The sequence below is a fragment of the Ignavibacteriales bacterium genome (assembly GCA_015709675.1).
GTDB lineage: Bacteria > Bacteroidota > Ignavibacteria > Ignavibacteriales > Ignavibacteriaceae > H2-BAC3.
Map to the genome: position 1 here is coordinate 159,112 of CP054182.1, position 18,214 is coordinate 177,325.

15 protein-coding genes and 1 tRNA gene are annotated in these 18,214 nt (G+C 45.5%); 4 read left to right on the forward strand and 12 right to left on the reverse strand.

Features of this window, described 5'->3' with window-relative positions; all coding sequences use genetic code 11:
• Positions 1–13: 13 nt before the first annotated feature.
• The 3 genes from HRU80_00580 to HRU80_00590 all read right to left on the reverse strand — a co-directional run bounded on the left by HRU80_00580 (position 14) and on the right by HRU80_00590 (position 2,918).
• Complete coding sequence (locus HRU80_00580; protein QOJ27436.1) at positions 14–2,140, reverse strand: TonB-dependent receptor; 2,127 nt, start codon at positions 2,138–2,140, stop codon at positions 14–16.
• 84 nt (positions 2,141–2,224) lie between these two features.
• The gene (locus HRU80_00585) at positions 2,225–2,785 is read right to left on the reverse strand and encodes a hypothetical protein (GenBank protein ID QOJ27437.1); all 561 of its coding nucleotides are present in this window, start codon (positions 2,783–2,785) and stop codon (positions 2,225–2,227) included.
• Entirely contained in the window at positions 2,772–2,918 is a 147-nt protein-coding gene (locus HRU80_00590) for a hypothetical protein (GenBank protein ID QOJ27438.1), read from the reverse strand. The genes HRU80_00585 and HRU80_00590 overlap by 14 nt, the downstream gene beginning before the upstream one ends.
• A 47-nt stretch (positions 2,919–2,965) precedes the next feature.
• Between HRU80_00590 and HRU80_00595 the strand changes: the two genes are divergently transcribed.
• The 3 genes from HRU80_00595 (at position 2,966) to HRU80_00605 (ending at position 6,672) form a co-directional block, all read left to right on the forward strand.
• A tRNA-Arg gene (locus HRU80_00595) sits at positions 2,966–3,037 on the forward strand.
• 84 nt (positions 3,038–3,121) lie between these two features.
• Positions 3,122–4,555 (forward strand): hypothetical protein, encoded by a 1,434-nt coding sequence (locus HRU80_00600; protein ID QOJ27439.1) that lies wholly within the window; start codon positions 3,122–3,124, stop codon positions 4,553–4,555.
• A 41-nt stretch (positions 4,556–4,596) separates the two neighbouring features.
• Positions 4,597–6,672: a thioredoxin domain-containing protein gene (locus tag HRU80_00605; protein ID QOJ27440.1), complete on the forward strand. Its 2,076-nt coding sequence runs from the start codon at positions 4,597–4,599 to the stop codon at positions 6,670–6,672.
• A gap of 468 nt (positions 6,673–7,140) precedes the next feature.
• On the opposite strand, the gene HRU80_00610 is transcribed toward HRU80_00605, so the two are convergent.
• Positions 7,141–7,656 carry a dihydrofolate reductase gene (locus tag HRU80_00610; GenBank protein QOJ27441.1) on the reverse strand — a complete coding sequence of 172 codons (516 nt, stop codon included), beginning with the start codon at positions 7,654–7,656 and terminating at the stop codon, positions 7,141–7,143.
• A gap of 89 nt (positions 7,657–7,745) precedes the next feature.
• Between HRU80_00610 and HRU80_00615 the strand changes: the two genes are divergently transcribed.
• Positions 7,746–8,231 carry a Rieske (2Fe-2S) protein gene (locus HRU80_00615; GenBank protein QOJ27442.1) on the forward strand — a complete coding sequence of 162 codons (486 nt, stop codon included), beginning with the start codon at positions 7,746–7,748 and terminating at the stop codon, positions 8,229–8,231.
• Positions 8,232–8,640: 409 nt separating this feature from the next.
• Here the strand turns inward: HRU80_00615 and HRU80_00620 are convergent, their stop codons facing one another.
• The 8 genes from HRU80_00620 to HRU80_00655 form a co-directional block, all read right to left on the reverse strand.
• Positions 8,641–11,160, reverse strand: coding sequence for a DUF3160 domain-containing protein (locus tag HRU80_00620; GenBank protein QOJ27443.1), 2,520 nt, complete (start codon positions 11,158–11,160; stop codon positions 8,641–8,643).
• A gap of 462 nt (positions 11,161–11,622) precedes the next feature.
• Positions 11,623–12,441 (reverse strand): 4Fe-4S binding protein, encoded by an 819-nt coding sequence (locus tag HRU80_00625; GenBank protein QOJ27444.1) that lies wholly within the window; start codon positions 12,439–12,441, stop codon positions 11,623–11,625.
• Positions 12,442–12,525: 84 nt separating this feature from the next.
• Positions 12,526–13,185, reverse strand: coding sequence for a hypothetical protein (locus HRU80_00630; protein QOJ27445.1), 660 nt, complete (start codon positions 13,183–13,185; stop codon positions 12,526–12,528).
• A gap of 8 nt (positions 13,186–13,193) precedes the next feature.
• Positions 13,194–13,604 (reverse strand): acyl-CoA thioesterase, encoded by a 411-nt coding sequence (locus HRU80_00635; protein ID QOJ27446.1) that lies wholly within the window; start codon positions 13,602–13,604, stop codon positions 13,194–13,196.
• 9 nt (positions 13,605–13,613) lie between these two features.
• Positions 13,614–14,633, reverse strand: coding sequence for a ferrochelatase (gene hemH, locus HRU80_00640; GenBank protein QOJ27447.1), 1,020 nt, complete (start codon positions 14,631–14,633; stop codon positions 13,614–13,616).
• Positions 14,634–14,852: 219 nt separating this feature from the next.
• Positions 14,853–16,142: an aminotransferase class I/II-fold pyridoxal phosphate-dependent enzyme gene (locus HRU80_00645; GenBank protein ID QOJ27448.1), complete on the reverse strand. Its 1,290-nt coding sequence runs from the start codon at positions 16,140–16,142 to the stop codon at positions 14,853–14,855.
• 136 nt (positions 16,143–16,278) lie between these two features.
• Entirely contained in the window at positions 16,279–17,316 is a 1,038-nt protein-coding gene (locus HRU80_00650; GenBank protein QOJ27449.1) for a thiamine-monophosphate kinase, read from the reverse strand.
• On the reverse strand, positions 17,307–18,206 hold the full coding sequence (locus tag HRU80_00655; GenBank protein QOJ27450.1) for a hypothetical protein: 900 nt from the start codon (positions 18,204–18,206) through the stop codon (positions 17,307–17,309). The genes HRU80_00650 and HRU80_00655 overlap by 10 nt, the downstream gene beginning before the upstream one ends.
• Between the last annotated feature and the right edge of the window lie 8 nt (positions 18,207–18,214).

Genomic DNA, 18,214 nt, shown 5'->3' on the forward strand with positions numbered 1-18,214 from the left:
TAATAAATCACTCTCAGAGCCGGTAGGTAAGCGTCAGGTTGCCGAAGAAATTCCTCGGTTCACCGGCTTCATAAAACCTTCCGCCGGTTGCATTGATGTTAATAAAGCCGATATACTGCCTATCGAACAGATTCATTCCCCCTCCTGAAAGGATGAGAGAAAATTTGTCAAAGTATATCTCGGTGCCAAGCGTTACGCTCGCCAGTGTGTAATCACTTGTTTTGGAGCTGTTGGCGTCATTTACATACATTCCGGTTACCGTTTGTATCTGGGTCTTTGCAAATCCGATCATATTCTCAGTAATAAGTCTGTTATATCCCAGTGTGAATGATGCGTTCAGTCTTGGGACACTCGGAACTTCATTTCCGCTGTAATCGGTATCGGTCGTGATGCCTGCCGCGTCTATTGAGCGGGCAAGGTACTCATCATAGGTAAAATCAGAGTAAGTAAGCGAAAGTCCTGCATTAAGACCCGGGATTAGTGCCGTACTTGCTCCCAGTTCAACACCGTTACGGTTTGTTTTTGCTGAGTTACGGTAGAATACATCTCCGTTAATATCAAAAGGAACAATTTCATCTCTGATAACGGTGTTAAACAGAGTGAACTCAAAGGATACCCGGCTGAAATAATATTGCTCAGGAAACGCAAAGCTCCCTTTGGTTCCTATTTCAATATTGCGTGACTTTTGCGGCTGCAAATCCTGGTTGATGTGAGTCGCTCCGGTAAAATCATCAAGTTCATTCCCTGCCGGAACATCAAAGCTGAGCCCGAATGATCCGTAGAGAGACCAGTTCTGCGAAAGCTTATAGTTCAGCGCTGCTTTTGGCGTGAACTCATTAAACACCCGCTCCGCAGACCGGTAACCGGCCAGCTGATCCTTTATCCTGAACGAAACATTATCATATCTTCCGGTCAGCAGAAGATATAACTGCTTATTATATAAATTGGTATTATTGGTAAAATAATATCCGGCATTTGCAATCACATCATCAGTCAGCCCGAGCAGATTATCGGTTTTCTGGCCGGATATATTCTGAAATTCAGAAATAGGCCCGGTCTGATAAAAAACATCACCTCCAAAGGAGAACTCATTCTCCCGCCCGGCGAGAACGCTCCGGTTTATATACCGTGCCGTTGCTCCAAGCCCGTAACGGTCAAAAATCCTGATAGTCCTCTGCGCCCGTTCAAAATACTTAATAGTACCGTATGCAGTAATTTCCAGTTCATTTTTATTCGCTTCGTCAAGTTTAGTTGAATAGCGGAATGCTATTCTTCCCTTATTGCTTCTGCGGTAAAAGTCAAAGTTCTTTTCATTTGCTGCTGCCTGCATACGGTCTTCATCCATTTGTGCCTGAGTTAACGAACCGGGCAGTTTTATTGTCCCGACCGCGGCATAAAACAGCATCTGAAAATTTGACCAGTTATCCGGCCTTGTTTCAAGAACGGTATTAAATACATGCCAGTAATCCTGACTGTGTTCTCTGAATCCCTCAAAGTTGTGGTACGTATAATTCATCAGCAGTCCGTAACCGGGAGTGCGGAGACCGATCTTGATGCCGTTTCTCCGAAGACCAAACGAACCCGCTTCATTGAACTGAGTCACAAACGAGTTTTTAAAGTTTATATCGCTGATAAAATTAACCACACCGCCGGGAGCATTGGTATATAATGAGGATGAGTTTCCCTTCACAATCTCAATGCTGCCCACTGACTGGAAATCAATAGCTTCTATTCTTGTCTGTCCGTCCGGTTCAGATTCCGGTATGCCGTCCAGAAGGATACGCACACCGCGGATTCCGGTATTGGAACGTGAACCGTATCCTCTTATGGATATACGCACGTCATGATTTCCGTAACGGGACTGCATAAATACACCCGGAACGGTCGTAAGGACATCGTTAATTGAAGTTTTCTTTTCAAACCGGTATTCGGTATTGCTGATGCGCGTTACCGGATACGGTATATCAATAATTTTTTTATTTACACGCGTGCCTGTAACAACCACTTCATCTGTTTCAAAATAAAGGGAGTCTGTTATTATATAGGTTGAATCCTTTCCAATAACAAGATAACCCTGCGAAAAAGCAGTTTCCGCAAACAGAAAAAGCAGAACACAGGCAGCAAGTATCTTCCTGATCATTTGCGTTTTCCTTCTATAGTTAGGAGAATATACTTCTTCACTCAAACGCTGAGTGAAAAATATCGGTTTATTAAATGAAACGGATCAGGATTTCCGGGGAGGCGGTGTAAGGGGATTACATGCTGCATTGGGAGTTCTCAGAAGAATCGCTTCTCCGAACTCCCGGCTTTGTTCTGTTGGATAGATGTTTTTATAAGCAGATAGAAAATATTCCATCTGCAATTTTTCAAGATTTTTTACTGCATTCCCCCTCTTGTTTTTGTTCCCCTGAAATTCTCTTTTAATCAGCTCATCCATATTCGCAAAGAGCCTGGTTTCATCTTCATCATCAATGCAGAGATAGTGAATCACTCCGCCGGGCATCGTATCGGTTTTAATAATATCATACATCCGCCCTTTAAGCATAAACTCGTGCGGTTCAATCCATCTGAGCTGTTTATCCTCCCCCTTACGGGTATCAATCACAATTAGTTTTAACTGGTCTTTAGGAAACTCCCCTTTCAGCTTCATTTTGATTTCCTTTTTTATCTTCGCTTTTGCGTAATAGAACGCCCCCACATAGCCCGCACTGTTGAACAGCAGGACGGCAAGGAGCAGAAAAGCGGAAACCCGCCTGAGCAAAGCAAAGAAACTAAACATGCTCAAAAATACGGATTTCTGCGGTAAAGCTCACCTGCACAGGGGGAGTAAAATCAGTACCCGTTGTCCCCGGCTTGATACTGATGCTCTGTCCGGGAAGCGCATAAAGACGCACATTATTTACGCCGGCCCCTTTCATACCCTTCCTGAAACCCCATTTTTTCGTATTTTTGCGGTACAAATTTTGCTCCCGTAGCTCAGTGGATAGAGCATTGGTCTCCGAAGCCATGTGCGCAGGTTCGATTCCTGCCGGGAGCGCAGATTTCCTGCAGTTTCCCCTGTTAAACAAAAAATCACGATAACAAAGGGCCGCTCCCTGCCGATTTCCTGGCAGGATTACGTATGACAAATTCTCTAAAAGCACTGGCGCTCATCGGCGCCCTTATTTACCTCTTCTTTGCATGGCTGTTCTATTTCTATTTTCAGCTTGGCGACGATACCTACATTTACCTGCAGTACGTGAAGAACTTCCTTGCTAACGGGGAACTGGCCTTCAACTCAGGCACTCCATCCTACGGCTTTACTGCTCCCCTTTGGTTCTTTATGATGGCTTTTATGGTCATGATAACCGGCCAGCCCCTTGCCTCCCCTGCGCTGTTAAGCATTGCTTTCGGTCTTGCAAGTGTGATTCTCTGGGCAAGAATTATCATGAGTATGACCGCCGATACCAGAAAGAAAATACTTTTTCTTCTGCTTGTGGCGCTTGACCCCAATCTGCTTAAGCATTCCTGGATGGGAATGGAAGCAACCGGCTCCTTCTTTTTTTCGTCATTGCTGATCTATTATATATTCATCAGAAAGGAAACCATCCATCCGGTGCTGTTCGGACTGCTCGCGGGACTTTTCTTTTTCGTCCGGCCTGAAAGCGTTCTGATTTCCGGGGTAATGATGGTATATCTCATTCATACAAAAAAATTTGCCTTCAGGGAAATCACGGTCTCCGGAATAACTGCCTCTGCCATTGTCATTCCATGGCTTCTTTTTTCTTACGGTTATTTCGGCATTCTCTTCCCTTCAACATTTGATGCCAAAGGAGGAGCATATTCCCCGGGAGTGCTTCTTATAAAACACCTGACGGATACGGCTAAAATAGCGGGAGGCAATTATTTCATCCATCTGGCACTGTTGTTTTTTGTTATTGTCCGGGTGAAATCCACGGATTTTCAGAAAAGCAGTTACTACTCAATTGCCGCGATATTGCTGACGCTCGGTTTTTATTTTTTCGCTATTAATGCCGAAATTATATACGCCCGCTACTTTTGTCTGTTTATTCCTTTTGGTTTATATATAGTATTTACCATGATAAACCAAGCATCACTTCGCTTTGGTTATCCTGTTCTCACGGCTGTTATTCTGCTTCTTGCGGGACTCAGTTTACTCTTCAGTTCACTTCACAGGTCTTCCTATCTTTCTATTGAAGCAGCTGAAGATAATCTTATTGAATGGGCAAAGAAGGAGATTCCCGCAAACGCAAAAATCGTGAGAACCCGCATCGGAAAGATTGGTTATCTCACGGATAACGTCATTGTTGATCCCGTTGGATTGATAAACAAGGATATTATACCTTTTAATGTAAACGGAACACAGGCAGATTATTATAAACTGGTGCGTCCTGAATATTTTATCCTGCCGGATGATGCGTATCTTAGAGACATGAAAATTGAAAATGTTACCTTAGTTAAAGAATTCACCCACAAACTCTTTCCCATGGTGAGGGATGCTTTCTCAGAAAATGAAGAAACCAGGAAGATCTCCGTTTACCGGGTTAACTGGTAACTCTATTAAACAAAATTTAAAATTAAAAAAAAGTTACAATCTTGACTACTAAAACCCCAAACCGCCTGATTCATCAGCAAAGCCCGTATCTCCTTCAGCACGCATATAATCCGGTTGACTGGTATCCCTGGTCTGAAGAAGCTTTCGCAAAAGCAAAAGAGGAAGATAAACCGGTATTTCTTTCGATTGGATACTCAACCTGCCACTGGTGCCATGTGATGGAAAAAGAATCTTTTGAAGACCCCGAAGTCGCAGGGAAGATGAATGAGGCCTTCATCAATATAAAGGTTGACCGGGAGGAGCGCCCCGATATTGATGGCATATATATGGCAGTCTGCCAGGCAATGACCGGTGCAGGAGGATGGCCTCTGACCATTGTGATGACCCATGAGAAAAAGCCCTTTTTTGCCGGAACCTATTTCCCGAAGGAAAGCAAGTATAAGCGCATCGGCATGATGGATCTTATTACCCGCATTCAGGATGTCTGGCAAAACAACAGAACTGATGTGCTTAACTCCGCGGAAGAGCTTACGAATGCCTTTAAAAAAGAGGATACCGCGCCCCGCCCCGTTTTTTATGATGCTGATATTTTACACAGCGCGTTCAATACATTCAGGACAAAGTTTGATAAAGAGTTCGCCGGATTTGGCAATGCGCCCAAGTTTCCGACTCCGCATAACCTGATCTTCCTCTGCCGCTACGCAAATCATTTTGATGAACCCGAGGCAGCGGATATGGCAGAACATTCCGTCCGGGCAATGCTTATGGGTGGTATATATGACCACCTGGGGGGCGGACTTCACCGCTACTCAACAGACAAGAAATGGCTCCTCCCCCACTTCGAAAAAATGCTTTATGACCAGGCGATGCTTGTTCTTGCAATAACGGAACTGTATCAGCTTACTGGCAATAAAGAATATACCGGTGCAATTCTGGATATTCTCCGTTACGTCTCACGTGATCTCACCTCACCTGAAGGTGCATTCCTTTCAGCGGAAGATGCTGACAGTGAAGGGGAAGAAGGAAAGTTTTATCTCTGGAGCAGGGAAGAGATCCTGCACCTTCTTAAAGATGACGGCCCTCTTTTTTGTGATATATTCCAGATTAAAGAAGAAGGCAACTTCTATGATCCGTTTAAGGGGGGATTTACCGGAGAGAATATCATCCACCGAATAAAGGATATAACCGGCGCTGCGGCAGAAAACAATCTCTCCGCGGATGACCTCAACAGCAAAATTGAAAGCTGGTTTTCACTTCTCCTTAAACACCGTTCAGAACGCATCAGGCCGCATCTTGATGATAAAATCCTTACCGACTGGAACGGACTGATGATTGCTGCCTATGCCAGAGCAGGATTTGTCCTTAACGATCAGAATCTGATTGCAAAAGCTGAATCAGCCGCTGCCTTTATTCTGTCGAAAATGATGAAAGAAGATGCCACCCTGATGCACCGCTATCGTGATGGTGAAGTAAGTTTTGACGGCACACTGGATGATTATGCTTTTATGATTTATGCATTGATTGAACTCCACCAGGCCGCCGGAAAATCTGAATATCTCCGCACTGCACTTTCTCTGTGCGACTCCACAGTCCGACATTTCTTTGATACAACCCACGGAGCATTTTATTTCACGGCTGACTTTGCCGAAAAGCTGATTATCCGGCAAAAAGAGATATATGACGGAGCAATACCCTCGGGCAATTCCGTCATGCTTATGAATCTGCTCCGACTCTTCGCTCTCACAGGCAATACAAAGTACGAAGTGACTGCTAAATCAGTTATAGATTATTTCGCTCATACGGTTCAGCAATATCCGGCGGGATATACCATGTTCCTCAGCGCTTCATTCGGGCATCTCTTCGGCATGACTGAGACCGTTATAGCCGATTCCGGTAAAGACTCCCTGAGGGAAGATACCCTGCAGCTCATTCGAGATTCATATCTCCCCGATGAGGTCCACATCATAAAAAGGCAGGGTGAAGATATATCTGATATTGCTCCCTTCACCTCCGGAATGTCACCAGCTGAGGAGGGATCGCTTGTTTACATTTGCAAAGATTTCAGCTGCAAGCTCCCCACCAACAGCACCGCCGAAATTCGTATGCTCCTGGAATAATTGATAATTGATAGTGGACAATGGATAATTGAACACGATTTAAGGATGAGCAGGATTGTCCGGATTAAAACCGTAGGGACAGGTCGCGACCTGTCCTAAATTGTACATTGTTCATCGCAAATTGCTTTTCGATCCGCTTTAATCTGCGTTGCGAAGCATCCGAAAAATTTGAGTTGAGAATTGAACAGGATTAAAGGATGGGCAGGATTATCAGGATTAGAACCGTAGGGACAGGTCGCGACCTGTCCTAAATTGTATATTGTACATTGTTCATTGCAAATTGCTTTTCGATCCGCTTTAATCTGCGCTGCGAAGCATCCGTAAAATCGGCGTGCCATCTTTGGAGTTAAAAGTTAAGAGATAAAGGTTAAAAGTTCCAGAAAAGCCCACCGAAAACTTAACTTGTACATTGTAAATTGTACATTATTCATTAAATCCAATTCATACTTCATACTTCATAATTCATAATTATATACTGTATTTTAGCATAACCAGCCCCGATGAATAGGTCTTACTGTCAATCAGGTTAAGCTTTCTTTTAGAAGCGCTTCCCGTGAAAAGCGGCAGTCCGGCGCCCAGCACAACGGGTATGATAGCAATTTCGTATATATCAATTAACCCGGCGTCATGCAGCGGAGTAATAATCTGTCCGCCGCCAATCAGCCAGATATCCTTCCCCTCTCCGGCTTTTAGTTTCCGCACCTGCTCTGCAATATCCCCCTGAGCAAATTCAACATATTCACTTTTGGGAATTTCTTTTCTTCTGGTAAATACAATATTTCTTTTGTCCTTATAGGGGAACTCATCCAGCCCTGCGACAAAACGGTAGGTTTCCCCGCCCATGAGTGTGGTGTCTATGCCATCAATGAATTCTGAGTATCCATAATCCTCGCCCGGCGTTTCGGGCAGCCAGTCAATCTCTCCGTTAGGTCCGGCAATAAACCCGTCTAAGGAGGAGGCGATATATAGTTTTACTTTTTTCATAAGGAGTAATCCTTCAATTTTTCAGTTGATTCCGGAAAATCTCTTTCTCTATATTACAAGTCATATTCATAAAAAACAAGGAGGCGTTAGTGGATAAACCAGAAAAAAATGAGGAATGCGGCTGTTCAAGAAGAGCATTTATTGAAAAGACCATCAAAGGAGCAGGAGGCCTTCTCTTTGCTGCTTCATCATTGCCTATGTTGGCAGGCTGCAGTGATGATTCAGGATCCCCCGTCAGTCCGGGCGGCGGCGGAGGTTCTCCCGTTACAGTTGATCTTTCACAATCCCAGTTTGCTTCACTGGCAAGCCCGGGCGGCTCTGCAGCACTTGGTGCAAATTCACTCGACTCATCCGGCATTCTTATTTACCGCGAATCTGAATCAGTGTTCAAAGCTTTCAGCCGCCGGTGCACTCACAGCGGCTGTACGATAAATCCATTCTCCGGCGGCATCTCCCGTTGTGACTGCCATGGCAGCCAGTTTAGTACATCCGGCAGTGTTGTTACCGGACCGGCAAACCGTGCTCTTGGCCAGTACACCGTAAACCGCGAAGGGAATATCCTCACTATCTCCTGATTACCTTCAGCTATTTGAGCAGTTTCATTTTTCTGATAATGCTCTGCCTGAGACCGGAGAGGTGACATGTTTCATTCATAGTTCTACCAATCTGCAATCTCTCCGGGATTGTTGGGAAATTTCTGTAAAGACGATGCAATCGTTGCAGCAGATTATTATATACGATAGGTTATTGCGATTGCGTCGTCTCCTCTCGTGTCTGCCTTTTTCTTATTTCCCGCCATCCTCATCTTCCCTGAGACGACGCAAATGCAAAACATCCGTGCGAATAAAACAACCGGTCAGCATTTGCATCGTCTCTACAGAATTCCGGAGATTATATAAATAAAAAGCCCCGGCTGCTAACCAGGGCTTTTCTTATAAAAAATTGTGATGAATTTATCCTTCATTCCGCCGCCGCGGATCATAACTATTTTACGAGCATCAGCTTGCCCGAAACTTTTTCATCTCCGGCCGTAATGGTGTATATATATGTTCCTGATGATAGCTCAGCACCGGCCTGATTCCGTCCGTCCCACTGCGCCAGATAGGTACCCGCGGGCAGTTCTCCCTGATATAAACTGCGCACTTCCCTGCCGAGCACATCATAAATAACCAGAGTTACACTCCGGTGCGCCAGAGCTGACGGAATGGTAAACCTGATCACCGTGGAAGGATTAAACGGATTAGGATAATTTGATGCTTCCAGCTTATAACTGATTGTTTCAGGAGTAACATTTTCCCCGGCATCAGTAATCAGATTTGCACCGGGACCCTTGCTGTTTCCCGTTGAATCTGCCAGATAGAGATTAACCCAGTCCGGTCTGGAAGCCATCCAGAGATAAGAATTCCTCCACTGTTCATCATCAAGGCGCAGATAGTTCACTGTGCGGTACTCATAAAAACTGTAATTAGGCCCCACATGGGCAACCAGCTGATCACCGTGCTTTACCAGAAATACCCCAAGATTAACCGGCCCCGTTCCGGCATGCACTACCGCGCCAAGAGGGGCTCCGCCGCAATAGGTTGGCACGGTATGTATATCAGCAACAAGAAAATCATTTTCCAGAAGTCCTTTATTATTCTCATACTCTTCATCGCGATAATAGAGCCGCGAATACCAGCCGTCAAAATAAGAACCGCTTCCAGGATTCACATTATAGATAATGCATCTGAGCCAGTACTCTTCCTGCTGCGTAAGAGGAATCCCGTCAATCTCCTTCTGAGCAATTACCGCCAGAGAATCAGACACGGTTTTCAGTGTATTGAAATAGTGATATATATGAGATAAGGCGGGGAACTTGTCTCTTCCCATTTCTCCGATCTTCGCAAGCCGCTTGTACAGTTCCGGAAAGGGCTCCAGATAAACATAGGGATAGGAGCAGATGCTTCCGCCGGTGTATGACTGCTTTGCATAGAGGAGATTATCGTGCCGCAGCTGTGACCAGCTTGTCAGCTGTGTATTCAGCATCCTCTGCCAGTAGGCGGCAGTTGACATAAAATCCGGCAGATTTGGATTATCCGGCCCTTTTTTGAGTTCACGGATTCCGGCAAGCCAGTTATTATACATCGTACTCCCCCAGAAATCTTCTCCGTACGACTCAATGAGATATCGCAACCCTGCAAGGTTAAGAGAGTAGTTGTAAGCGTTCAATTCCGGTTGTAATAATTGACCGGCAGCATTATTACCCAGAGCAAACATCGGATCAAGTACTGACGGGTATAAGCGGCAAATCTGTCCCGGTATCCGGTCATAGACCACACTTCCGGTAACATAGGAATCAATAACAAATCTTTGCCCGAAAAACATAAAAGAGGAAGCCGGAACTATTGAATCCGGAGCAAAAGGATTGCGGTATAGTATCTGTGAGAGAATCAGCTGATTCGCATATTCCTTGGTGCTGAGGGAATCCTGGAATTCTTTTACTCTGTTGGTGTCAAGAAATTCCGAAGCAAACCCGAGACCAATGCTCTGCTTCAATTCAAGAAGATGCGGATACGTTACATTATCCTGGTCACCGACAAAAAACTTTACTTTATCTTCTATATACTCATAATCTGCCTGAGTATTGCTGATCACCATCAGCTCGGTCAGCAGATACGAAAGAATTACCTGACGCTGAACATTATAGAGCTTTACCGGATTCATGGTGTTTTTGGGCGCGATGAGATACAGTTCAATGCGGCCGAGCCACATCATCGCCTTAAAGTATTTATCTATATCAGCATTTTGCATGTCAGGTATATAATGTCCCCTTGGCTTGAACTGGCTGAAATCTATTGACCTTGCCTGATCGCTGAACAGAGCAAGATCCTTGGGGACATATCCATTCACAAAGTTAATCAGCGAATCAACATACGAAGCGTTCGTGCTGTAATAGGGGGCTGCGCTTACTCCGGCAAGTTTCCGGGCCACGGTCAGAAAAACATCGGCATCCCGCAGATGCTTCAGCATATCTGGCTGAGAATTATAACGGTTATGCAGATCGGGCATTTTTCCGTGAATGGCATTCAGCATGGTTTTCAGCCGGGGATGAAGAAAATTAATTTCTATGTCTTTAAGAATCCTGTCATAGGAAATATGAAATGCATGAAGCAGCGCGTCCGCTGAAATATATACCGGCAGATCTTTATGATAGATTTCAAGAAATGACTGCCCGAATGCTTTCCTGCTGAGCCGTTCGCTGACCATGAACCCGTGCTGCCCGAGGAGCTGCTCTTCATAAGGAGTAAGCCCGAGTTGTGAGCGAATGCTGTCAAGGAACAGCACATTGCTGAGACTTACGGATATATCCCCGGAAAAATTTCCCGCGGGATACATCTCAAGCAATTGCTGCGTTGTAAGATTCTGATGCTGTAAAAGAAAATCCTTATATGCCTGGATAGAGAAATTCTGCGGCTGGATAAGCTGAAACCCCAGGATCAGGAAGAGGGTGATGAGCCTGTTCATGTCTGCACTCCGGAATGAGTAATTTTAGACTGCAAAATTACTTATAATATTCCCCTCTTTCAACCTAATTCTTATAGGGTGCTTAGTTCGTGGTTCTGAGTTCTTGGTGCTTGGTTCTTAGTGCTTGGTGCTTGGTTCTGAGTTCTTGGTGCTTGGTGCTTGGTGCTTGGTTCTGAGTTCTTGGTGCTTGGTTCTGAGTTCTTGGTGCTTGGTTCTGAGTTCTTGGTGCTTGGTTCTGAGTTCTTGGTGCTTGGTTCTGAGTTCTTGGTTCGTGTAATTCGTGTTCCTAATTCGTGTAATTCGTGTTCCTAATTCGTGAAATTCGTGTTCCTAATTCGTGAAATTCGTGTTCCTAATTCGTGAAATTCGTGTTCCTAATTCGTGAAATTCGTGTTCCTAATTCGTGAAATTCGTGTTAAATTTTCATCCGCGAAATCAACGTATTCCGTTTAGTCGGTGATCTTAGTTATTACGGATGACCCCGTCTGTACCAACCACCACCACATCCAGCGGAACATCCTCTCCTGAGTATTCAATTGCAGCTTTTGCCAGCCGGAACAATCCCGAACAGCAAGGCACTTCCATAACGGCAACGGTGATTGACCTGAGCTTTGCAGTTTTAATCATGTGAATCAGTTTATCCAGATACACCTGCTGATTGCTGTCCAACTTTGGACATGCTATGGCCAGAGCTTTTCCATTAAGAAAATCTTTATGGAAATCCGGATAAGCAAACGGCACGCAGTCAGCCGCCAGAAGCAGATCAGCTCCGCGGTATTGCTGTGCCCCGGGAGAAATCAAATGAAGCTGAACCGGCCAGTGAGTTAAATGAGAATCGCGGCTTCCTGTATCTTCTGTAATTTTTTCCTTTGGGTTATATGCTGATTTTGATCCGGGACATGCATGCGGTTTATGCTCCTCCTCTTCATCAATTTTTACTTCAATCCCCTGCTCCTTCAGAAAACCAATCGCCTGTTCAAACAACTCCGTTTCATTATGGTCAAGCAGATGCTTCAGATGAGCGATTACGGTATTCTCTCCCGCTTTCATCATCTGCTTCATTACCGTTATCTCATCATAGGGTTCTGCTTCGCGGGTTTCAATGGCAATAGCATCCTGCGGACACTCCTTAATGCAGGCACCCAGCCCGTCACAAAACATATCACTGATAAGCCGGGCTTTGCCGTCAATTATCTGTAAAGCTCCCTCAGCGCACGCCGGTACACAAACCCCGCAGCCGTCACATTTTTCTTCATCTATTTTGATTATTTCTCTGACCATTATTCACTCTTAAAACGGATAATTTTATCTGATTAACATACGGAATTTTTACCGATCCGCCAAGAGTGATTCCCTGCTGTCAGCTCATTTCGTTTGATGCGAAATGTTCGCCCTGAACCATTCTGCCTCTGAGGCGGCCGGAAGGTCGGAGACTATCCTCTCCTGAAGTTTTTCCTGGGCATTCCGTATTGAGCTGGTGACCATTTGGTGGGTAATTGCCTCCCCTTTCGCCAGACCAAGTGTGGCAACAAGCTGGCTTAACCGTTCCCCGCCAAATATCTTCAGCAGTTCATCCTCAAAACTCTGGTAAAATGTAATAACTGCTTTCCGTTTCATAGCGCGGGCAAATGTCTGAACAAGACTATCAGTTTCTAATTTGGGATGATGCCCGGCAACAATTACGGCAACTTCTCCGCTTTTTTCTTCACCAAAACCGCCGCTCATTCCTTTGAGTACTTCAGAGGGGAGAAGAAGCACGCGCACCATCTGATTGGCCGCGGCATTCACCGTTTCGTAACGCTGATGCACCTGATCAAAAAAGCGGAAGGGAACCGTCTGCTCTTCAAGTTCATCCTTCAGGACATTGAACTGATCATGAAAGAAGGTAATCACCATGACCGCATCGTAAGAATGAGCCGCTGTTTTAATATCCTTCAGCATCCCCTCCAGCTTTTCCTCGCCGGTTATATATACCTTGTCTTCACTGATAACCGTTGCGTCCTTTTTGCCGAAACCAAACATCATGCCGCTCCTTAAATTGAGTACCGTTCAACCACATCATCCGGAATCCTGACCGGACGACCGTTAGTTGTGTTAATCAGTGTATATACAAAATATCCTTCCGCCGCTGATTTTCCTGTTTTCTTTAACACAATCTTAAACCCCACCTTTGCCTGTGCTCCGCCTGCTTCCAGCACTTTTGTCCGGACGGCTATTTCATCCCCCATTCTCATCTCCCGTTTATACTCAATATGGGTAACTGATATATACCAGTTCATCCCCTTTTCATTGAACTCCGTCATGGACATTTTGTAATGCGTACGCATCTGGTCATAACGGGCTGCAATGACATAGTCCATATATTTAGAGCTGTGAACATGATTGTTCATATCAATATCATCAGGACGGATGACAACATCGGTCTCAAATTCGGAGAAGGGCATATATATTACCTATTGTTTCAGGACAAGATTTTTCAGGGTCTGAATCCAGAGCGGGTGGTCGTTTAAGCTTTCAACAAGCTGCACCTTTTCACCGCCATGCTCCTTAATCAGTTCATCATACTCATAACCAATTTCGATCAGAGTCTCCAGGCAGTCAGCCACAAAAGCCGGACTGAAAACCAGCAGTTTCTTTGCCCCCTTCTTTGCCTGCTCAACAACCACCTTGTCAGCAAACGGCTCAAGCCAGTCTTTATCCAGCCGTGACTGGAAGCAGACCGTATATTTCTCACGCGGGATTCCCAGTCCCTCGGCAATCATCCGTGTGGTTGCATAGCAAACTGCTTTATAGCAGTATTTATTGTCTTCGGTAATTTCATTTTCGCAGTTATGGTCATCACACGGCTTGCCGTCAGTATATACTTTATCAACCTGGCGGATGGGCAGCCCGTGAAAACTGAAGAGAACGTGGTCATACTCCGCGTGGTTATACTTTTTACCGATTTCAATAAACGCATTGATATATCCCGGATCATCATAATACTGGCTGATAACTCTCACCTCCGGTATCACCCACCATTTGCTGATAATCTGCATTGCTTTCTCAAGCGCTGAACCGGTGCTTGCGGATGCATACTGCGGGAAAAGCGGAACGATAATAATCTTCTTATAATTGGCCTTGTTCATCCGTGCCAGCACCTCATCCAGCGAGGGATTCTGATATCGCATGGCAAGTTCAACACCAAAATCATCTCCCAGTTCTTTTTTGAGCAGGTCACGCACGCTGTTGCCATAGAGCAAAATTGGTGAGCCCTCCCTGGTCCATAGTTTCTGATAGACATGAGATGAGTTTTTAACCCGGAAAGGGACGATAATCAGATTAACCAGAATCTTTCTAAGCAGCCAGGGGATATCAATCACCCTCGGATCGTTCAGAAATTCTGTTAAATAGCGGTACACATCAAAAATGCCCGGTGTGTCAGGGGTTCCGAGCTGAACAAGCAATACTCCCGTGGATGGGTTCTTTGGCACTAATAACTCCGTAAAATCATAAAATAAAACATCGTGCAAAAATACGATATCAATTATGAAGTTTGAATTATGAATTGTGAATTTCGAGGGTCGAATCCGGATAAAATTTACCCCCTTTGTACCACCGAGGATTATCCTGCCCTCAGCCCGGCTTTAAGGATACGCATTTTCTGTGCTCATTTACCCCCGGTTTGGCTGAAAAATATCCGCAATGCTTATTTAGACCGCGTGCTCATGTTCTCCCGCTGGAATCCACACTTCAGCAAGAGCCTCCGCCAGGCGGTCAATATCCCCGCGGGTATGGGTTGCCATCAGACTGACGCGGAAGCGCTGTCCGGAAAGAGGTACTGCCGGATATTCAATGGAATTAAGGAAAATGCCCATACGGTGCAGGTCATACGCTGCTTTACGGATATTCATGTTCTGAGGCACGGGTATTGGAATAATTGCTGAATTTCCGCTTACGGTAAATCCACTTCTCTCAAGGCAGGCATGTGCATAAACAATATTCTGCCTTAGCTGTTCAAGCCGTTCCGGTTCTCGCTGCATCACATCAAGCGCTGCATCAACCGCCGCGATAATCAGAGGAGAGACGGTAGCAGAGAACATATACGAGCGTGCGTAAAATCTCAGATAGTTTATGATATCCGCACTTGCCGCAACAAATCCTCCGGTAACTGCGAAGGTTTTACTGAACGTTCCCATGATCACATCAACTTTTCCTTCAACCCCGAACGCTTCTTCAGAACCCCTGCCGGTTTTTCCCGCTACTCCGGTTCCATGCGCGTCATCAACCAGCAGGATCGCTCCGTATTTTTCGCAGATGGCAGCCGTTTCATCAAGAGGGGCAGCATCGCCATCCATCGAATATATACCCTCAACTCCCACAAAGATATCTCCATGATTCGTCAGGCGGGCTATCCGGAGTTTTTCTTCAAGCGCGGGCATCGAATTGTGAGGAAAGCGGAATGATTTTGCGCCCGAAAGTTTTATCCCGTCGGTAAAGGATGCATGACTGTATGCATCATATATCAGAATCGCATCTTTATCAGCAAGCCCCGAAACCAGCCCCAGGTTTGCTGCATAGCCGCTTGCAAATATCATTGCTGATTCTGTTTTTTTAAGTTCCGCGAGACGCTCTTCAAGCCGGCGGTGCAGTGATGTATATCCGTTCAGCAGCGGCGGGCCTCCGATTCCTGTGCCAAACTGCTGCGCTGCTTTTTTTACCTGTTCTTTAATGTAAGGATGATTTGCAAGTCCGAGATAGTTATTTGAACCGAACATCAGCATCGGACGCATCCGGCCGGTCTCCTCATCATACACCAGCACTTCCCGGTCAGCAGCCGATCCGATCATCCGCATATACATAAGCTGATGATGTTCATCAAGCTGATCCGTGATCTGCCTGAAATAAGCCATTTTCTCTTTGAAGCTGAATCTCCTTCCGCTCTCCATAATCGAGTGAAGGTCAAAATTCTCTCCCCCTCCGCATGCAGTGTCTTCTTTCATCGCCGTTTCCTTTTAGATAGTAATAATAACTGAAAGAAACTTACCCACCCCAGCGGAACACACTGTCACGGTGATGTAAAAAAGTTGTCATGATCTTAAATCGTTCCGGCCCGCGCCAGGTATAAATAGTTTTCACTCAGGAATTATTCCAGGCTGCATTCAGCTCATTAAGATAACCACCCGGGTTTTCAGCATAATGCTCATACAGATTTCTTATATATCCCGTATCAGGTTTCCGCTTTTTCCCTTTAATTAGAAATTCTATTGCCGGTTCTTCAATCACTTCCCCGATTTTTATAATGCTAAAACCGCCTGCTTTCTCATATTGGGCTAATTCTTCCGCTCTGCCGGATGGAACCGTAAAGACCAGTTCAAAATCACCGTGAATGGCTGAAAGAAAAACTTCAGCACCTGTGCCTGTTGCAGATGCCAAAGCAAGCGCTTCCTGAGCAGTAAAAACTTCAGTATCCGCAAAAAGACGGAATCCGCAGCCATTCACCCGCATGAGCTGGTCAAGCGCGGCAACAAATCCGTCGCTGCTGTCAATGCATGCCGAAGCAAATTGTTTTATCAGGTATCCTTCCTGCAGTTTTGCTTTGGGCAGATAGGTAATTGTTCTTTTGTCAGCGGGGATGAATAATTTTTCAAACGCGTAAGCATTTCCAAGACCCGGTTTTCCGGTTGTGCAGAGTATATCCCCCGGACTGCACCCTTTCCTTGTCATTGGTTTCCCGTCACTGATGATTCCCAAAGCTGTTCCGCCAAGCATTATGCTGCGGCCTCTGTTGGTGTCTCCTCCGAGTATATACGTCCCGCATGCCTGCACTGCGTTATGTATTCCCATCTGAATGTTCATAATGTCCTGCTCTTTTATTTCGACTGGTAAAGTCTCCTGCATCACCAGACCGAGAGGAACCGCACCCACAGCCGCAAGATCACTCAGATTGATCATCACCGCCATCCATCCCGCCTGCCGGAAATCATCATACAGCCCGCTGCTGATTTCCTCAGATATACTGTCTGTGGTTACTGCAAGAATCGTACTGGTGCCATCAAGTCTGATCAGTTCAGCATCGGACTCCTGCAGCCCGTTTACCTGAAAAGGGGAACGGGTGAAATTTTTTACCAGGTTTTCAATAAATAGATTTTCACTAACACGGGTGTTTACCTGCATACTTTCACCGCTTCCTTATAAACAGAAAAAATTGCTTTTTTTGTTTTCACCGTTTCGCCGTCACACTCAACCGTAAACTCCTGTTCTGCTGATACCGCAAGTTTCTCCGCCGAAAATGATGAGGTTTTTGCAATCCTCCGGAATTTCCCTCTCACAAGAGCATTCATCAGTGACGGGATTTCTCTTTTGTTCATGTCCCCGGCAAGGTACACCCGCAGTAGCCCGTCGTTATATACAGCTTCATCATCATACCGGAAACTGCCGGAGAAATGAGGATTCTTCACTATGCCTAAATTAGTTACGTTACAGTGCAGTTTGCTCTCTTTCCGGTGCAGGCACACGGGAATATTTCTGTATCCGGCAATCGTTTCAGCCGCAGCCAGCAGTATGGCGGAACCTGTATGAACTTTCTTCAGTATTGTAAGCAGCGCATCAGGATGATTAAACCGGTAGTTTGCCTCTGCTGTTATTCCTATGCTTGCGTTTATCATAAAATACCGTCGGCCGTTATCATAATCCAGAGAACAGATATCACGGAGTACGGCGCGTTCGAAGTCCAGTGCGACCGGAATGCCGCATATCATCATTGATATCGGCTTATGGAAATCATTGCTTGAGCCGAGACCTATGGCGCCGATCGTATAACCGGAAAGCATGCCGGGTGATATATACAACAGCAGAGTGTTCAGCAGAAGGTTCACAGTTCCGTCTCCCCCTGCTGCAATAAAGCGGGTCTCACCTCTCTGTATGCGCAGTTTCATCTGCATTCTCCATTCATGATTTTTAATTGAGATCACAGACGCCTCACGTATATCAGGTGCTCCCTTTATTGCATCCCACTTAGCAGCACCCCTCCCCTGCTGAGCATCCGGATTAAGTAAAATAACCATGGCCTCGT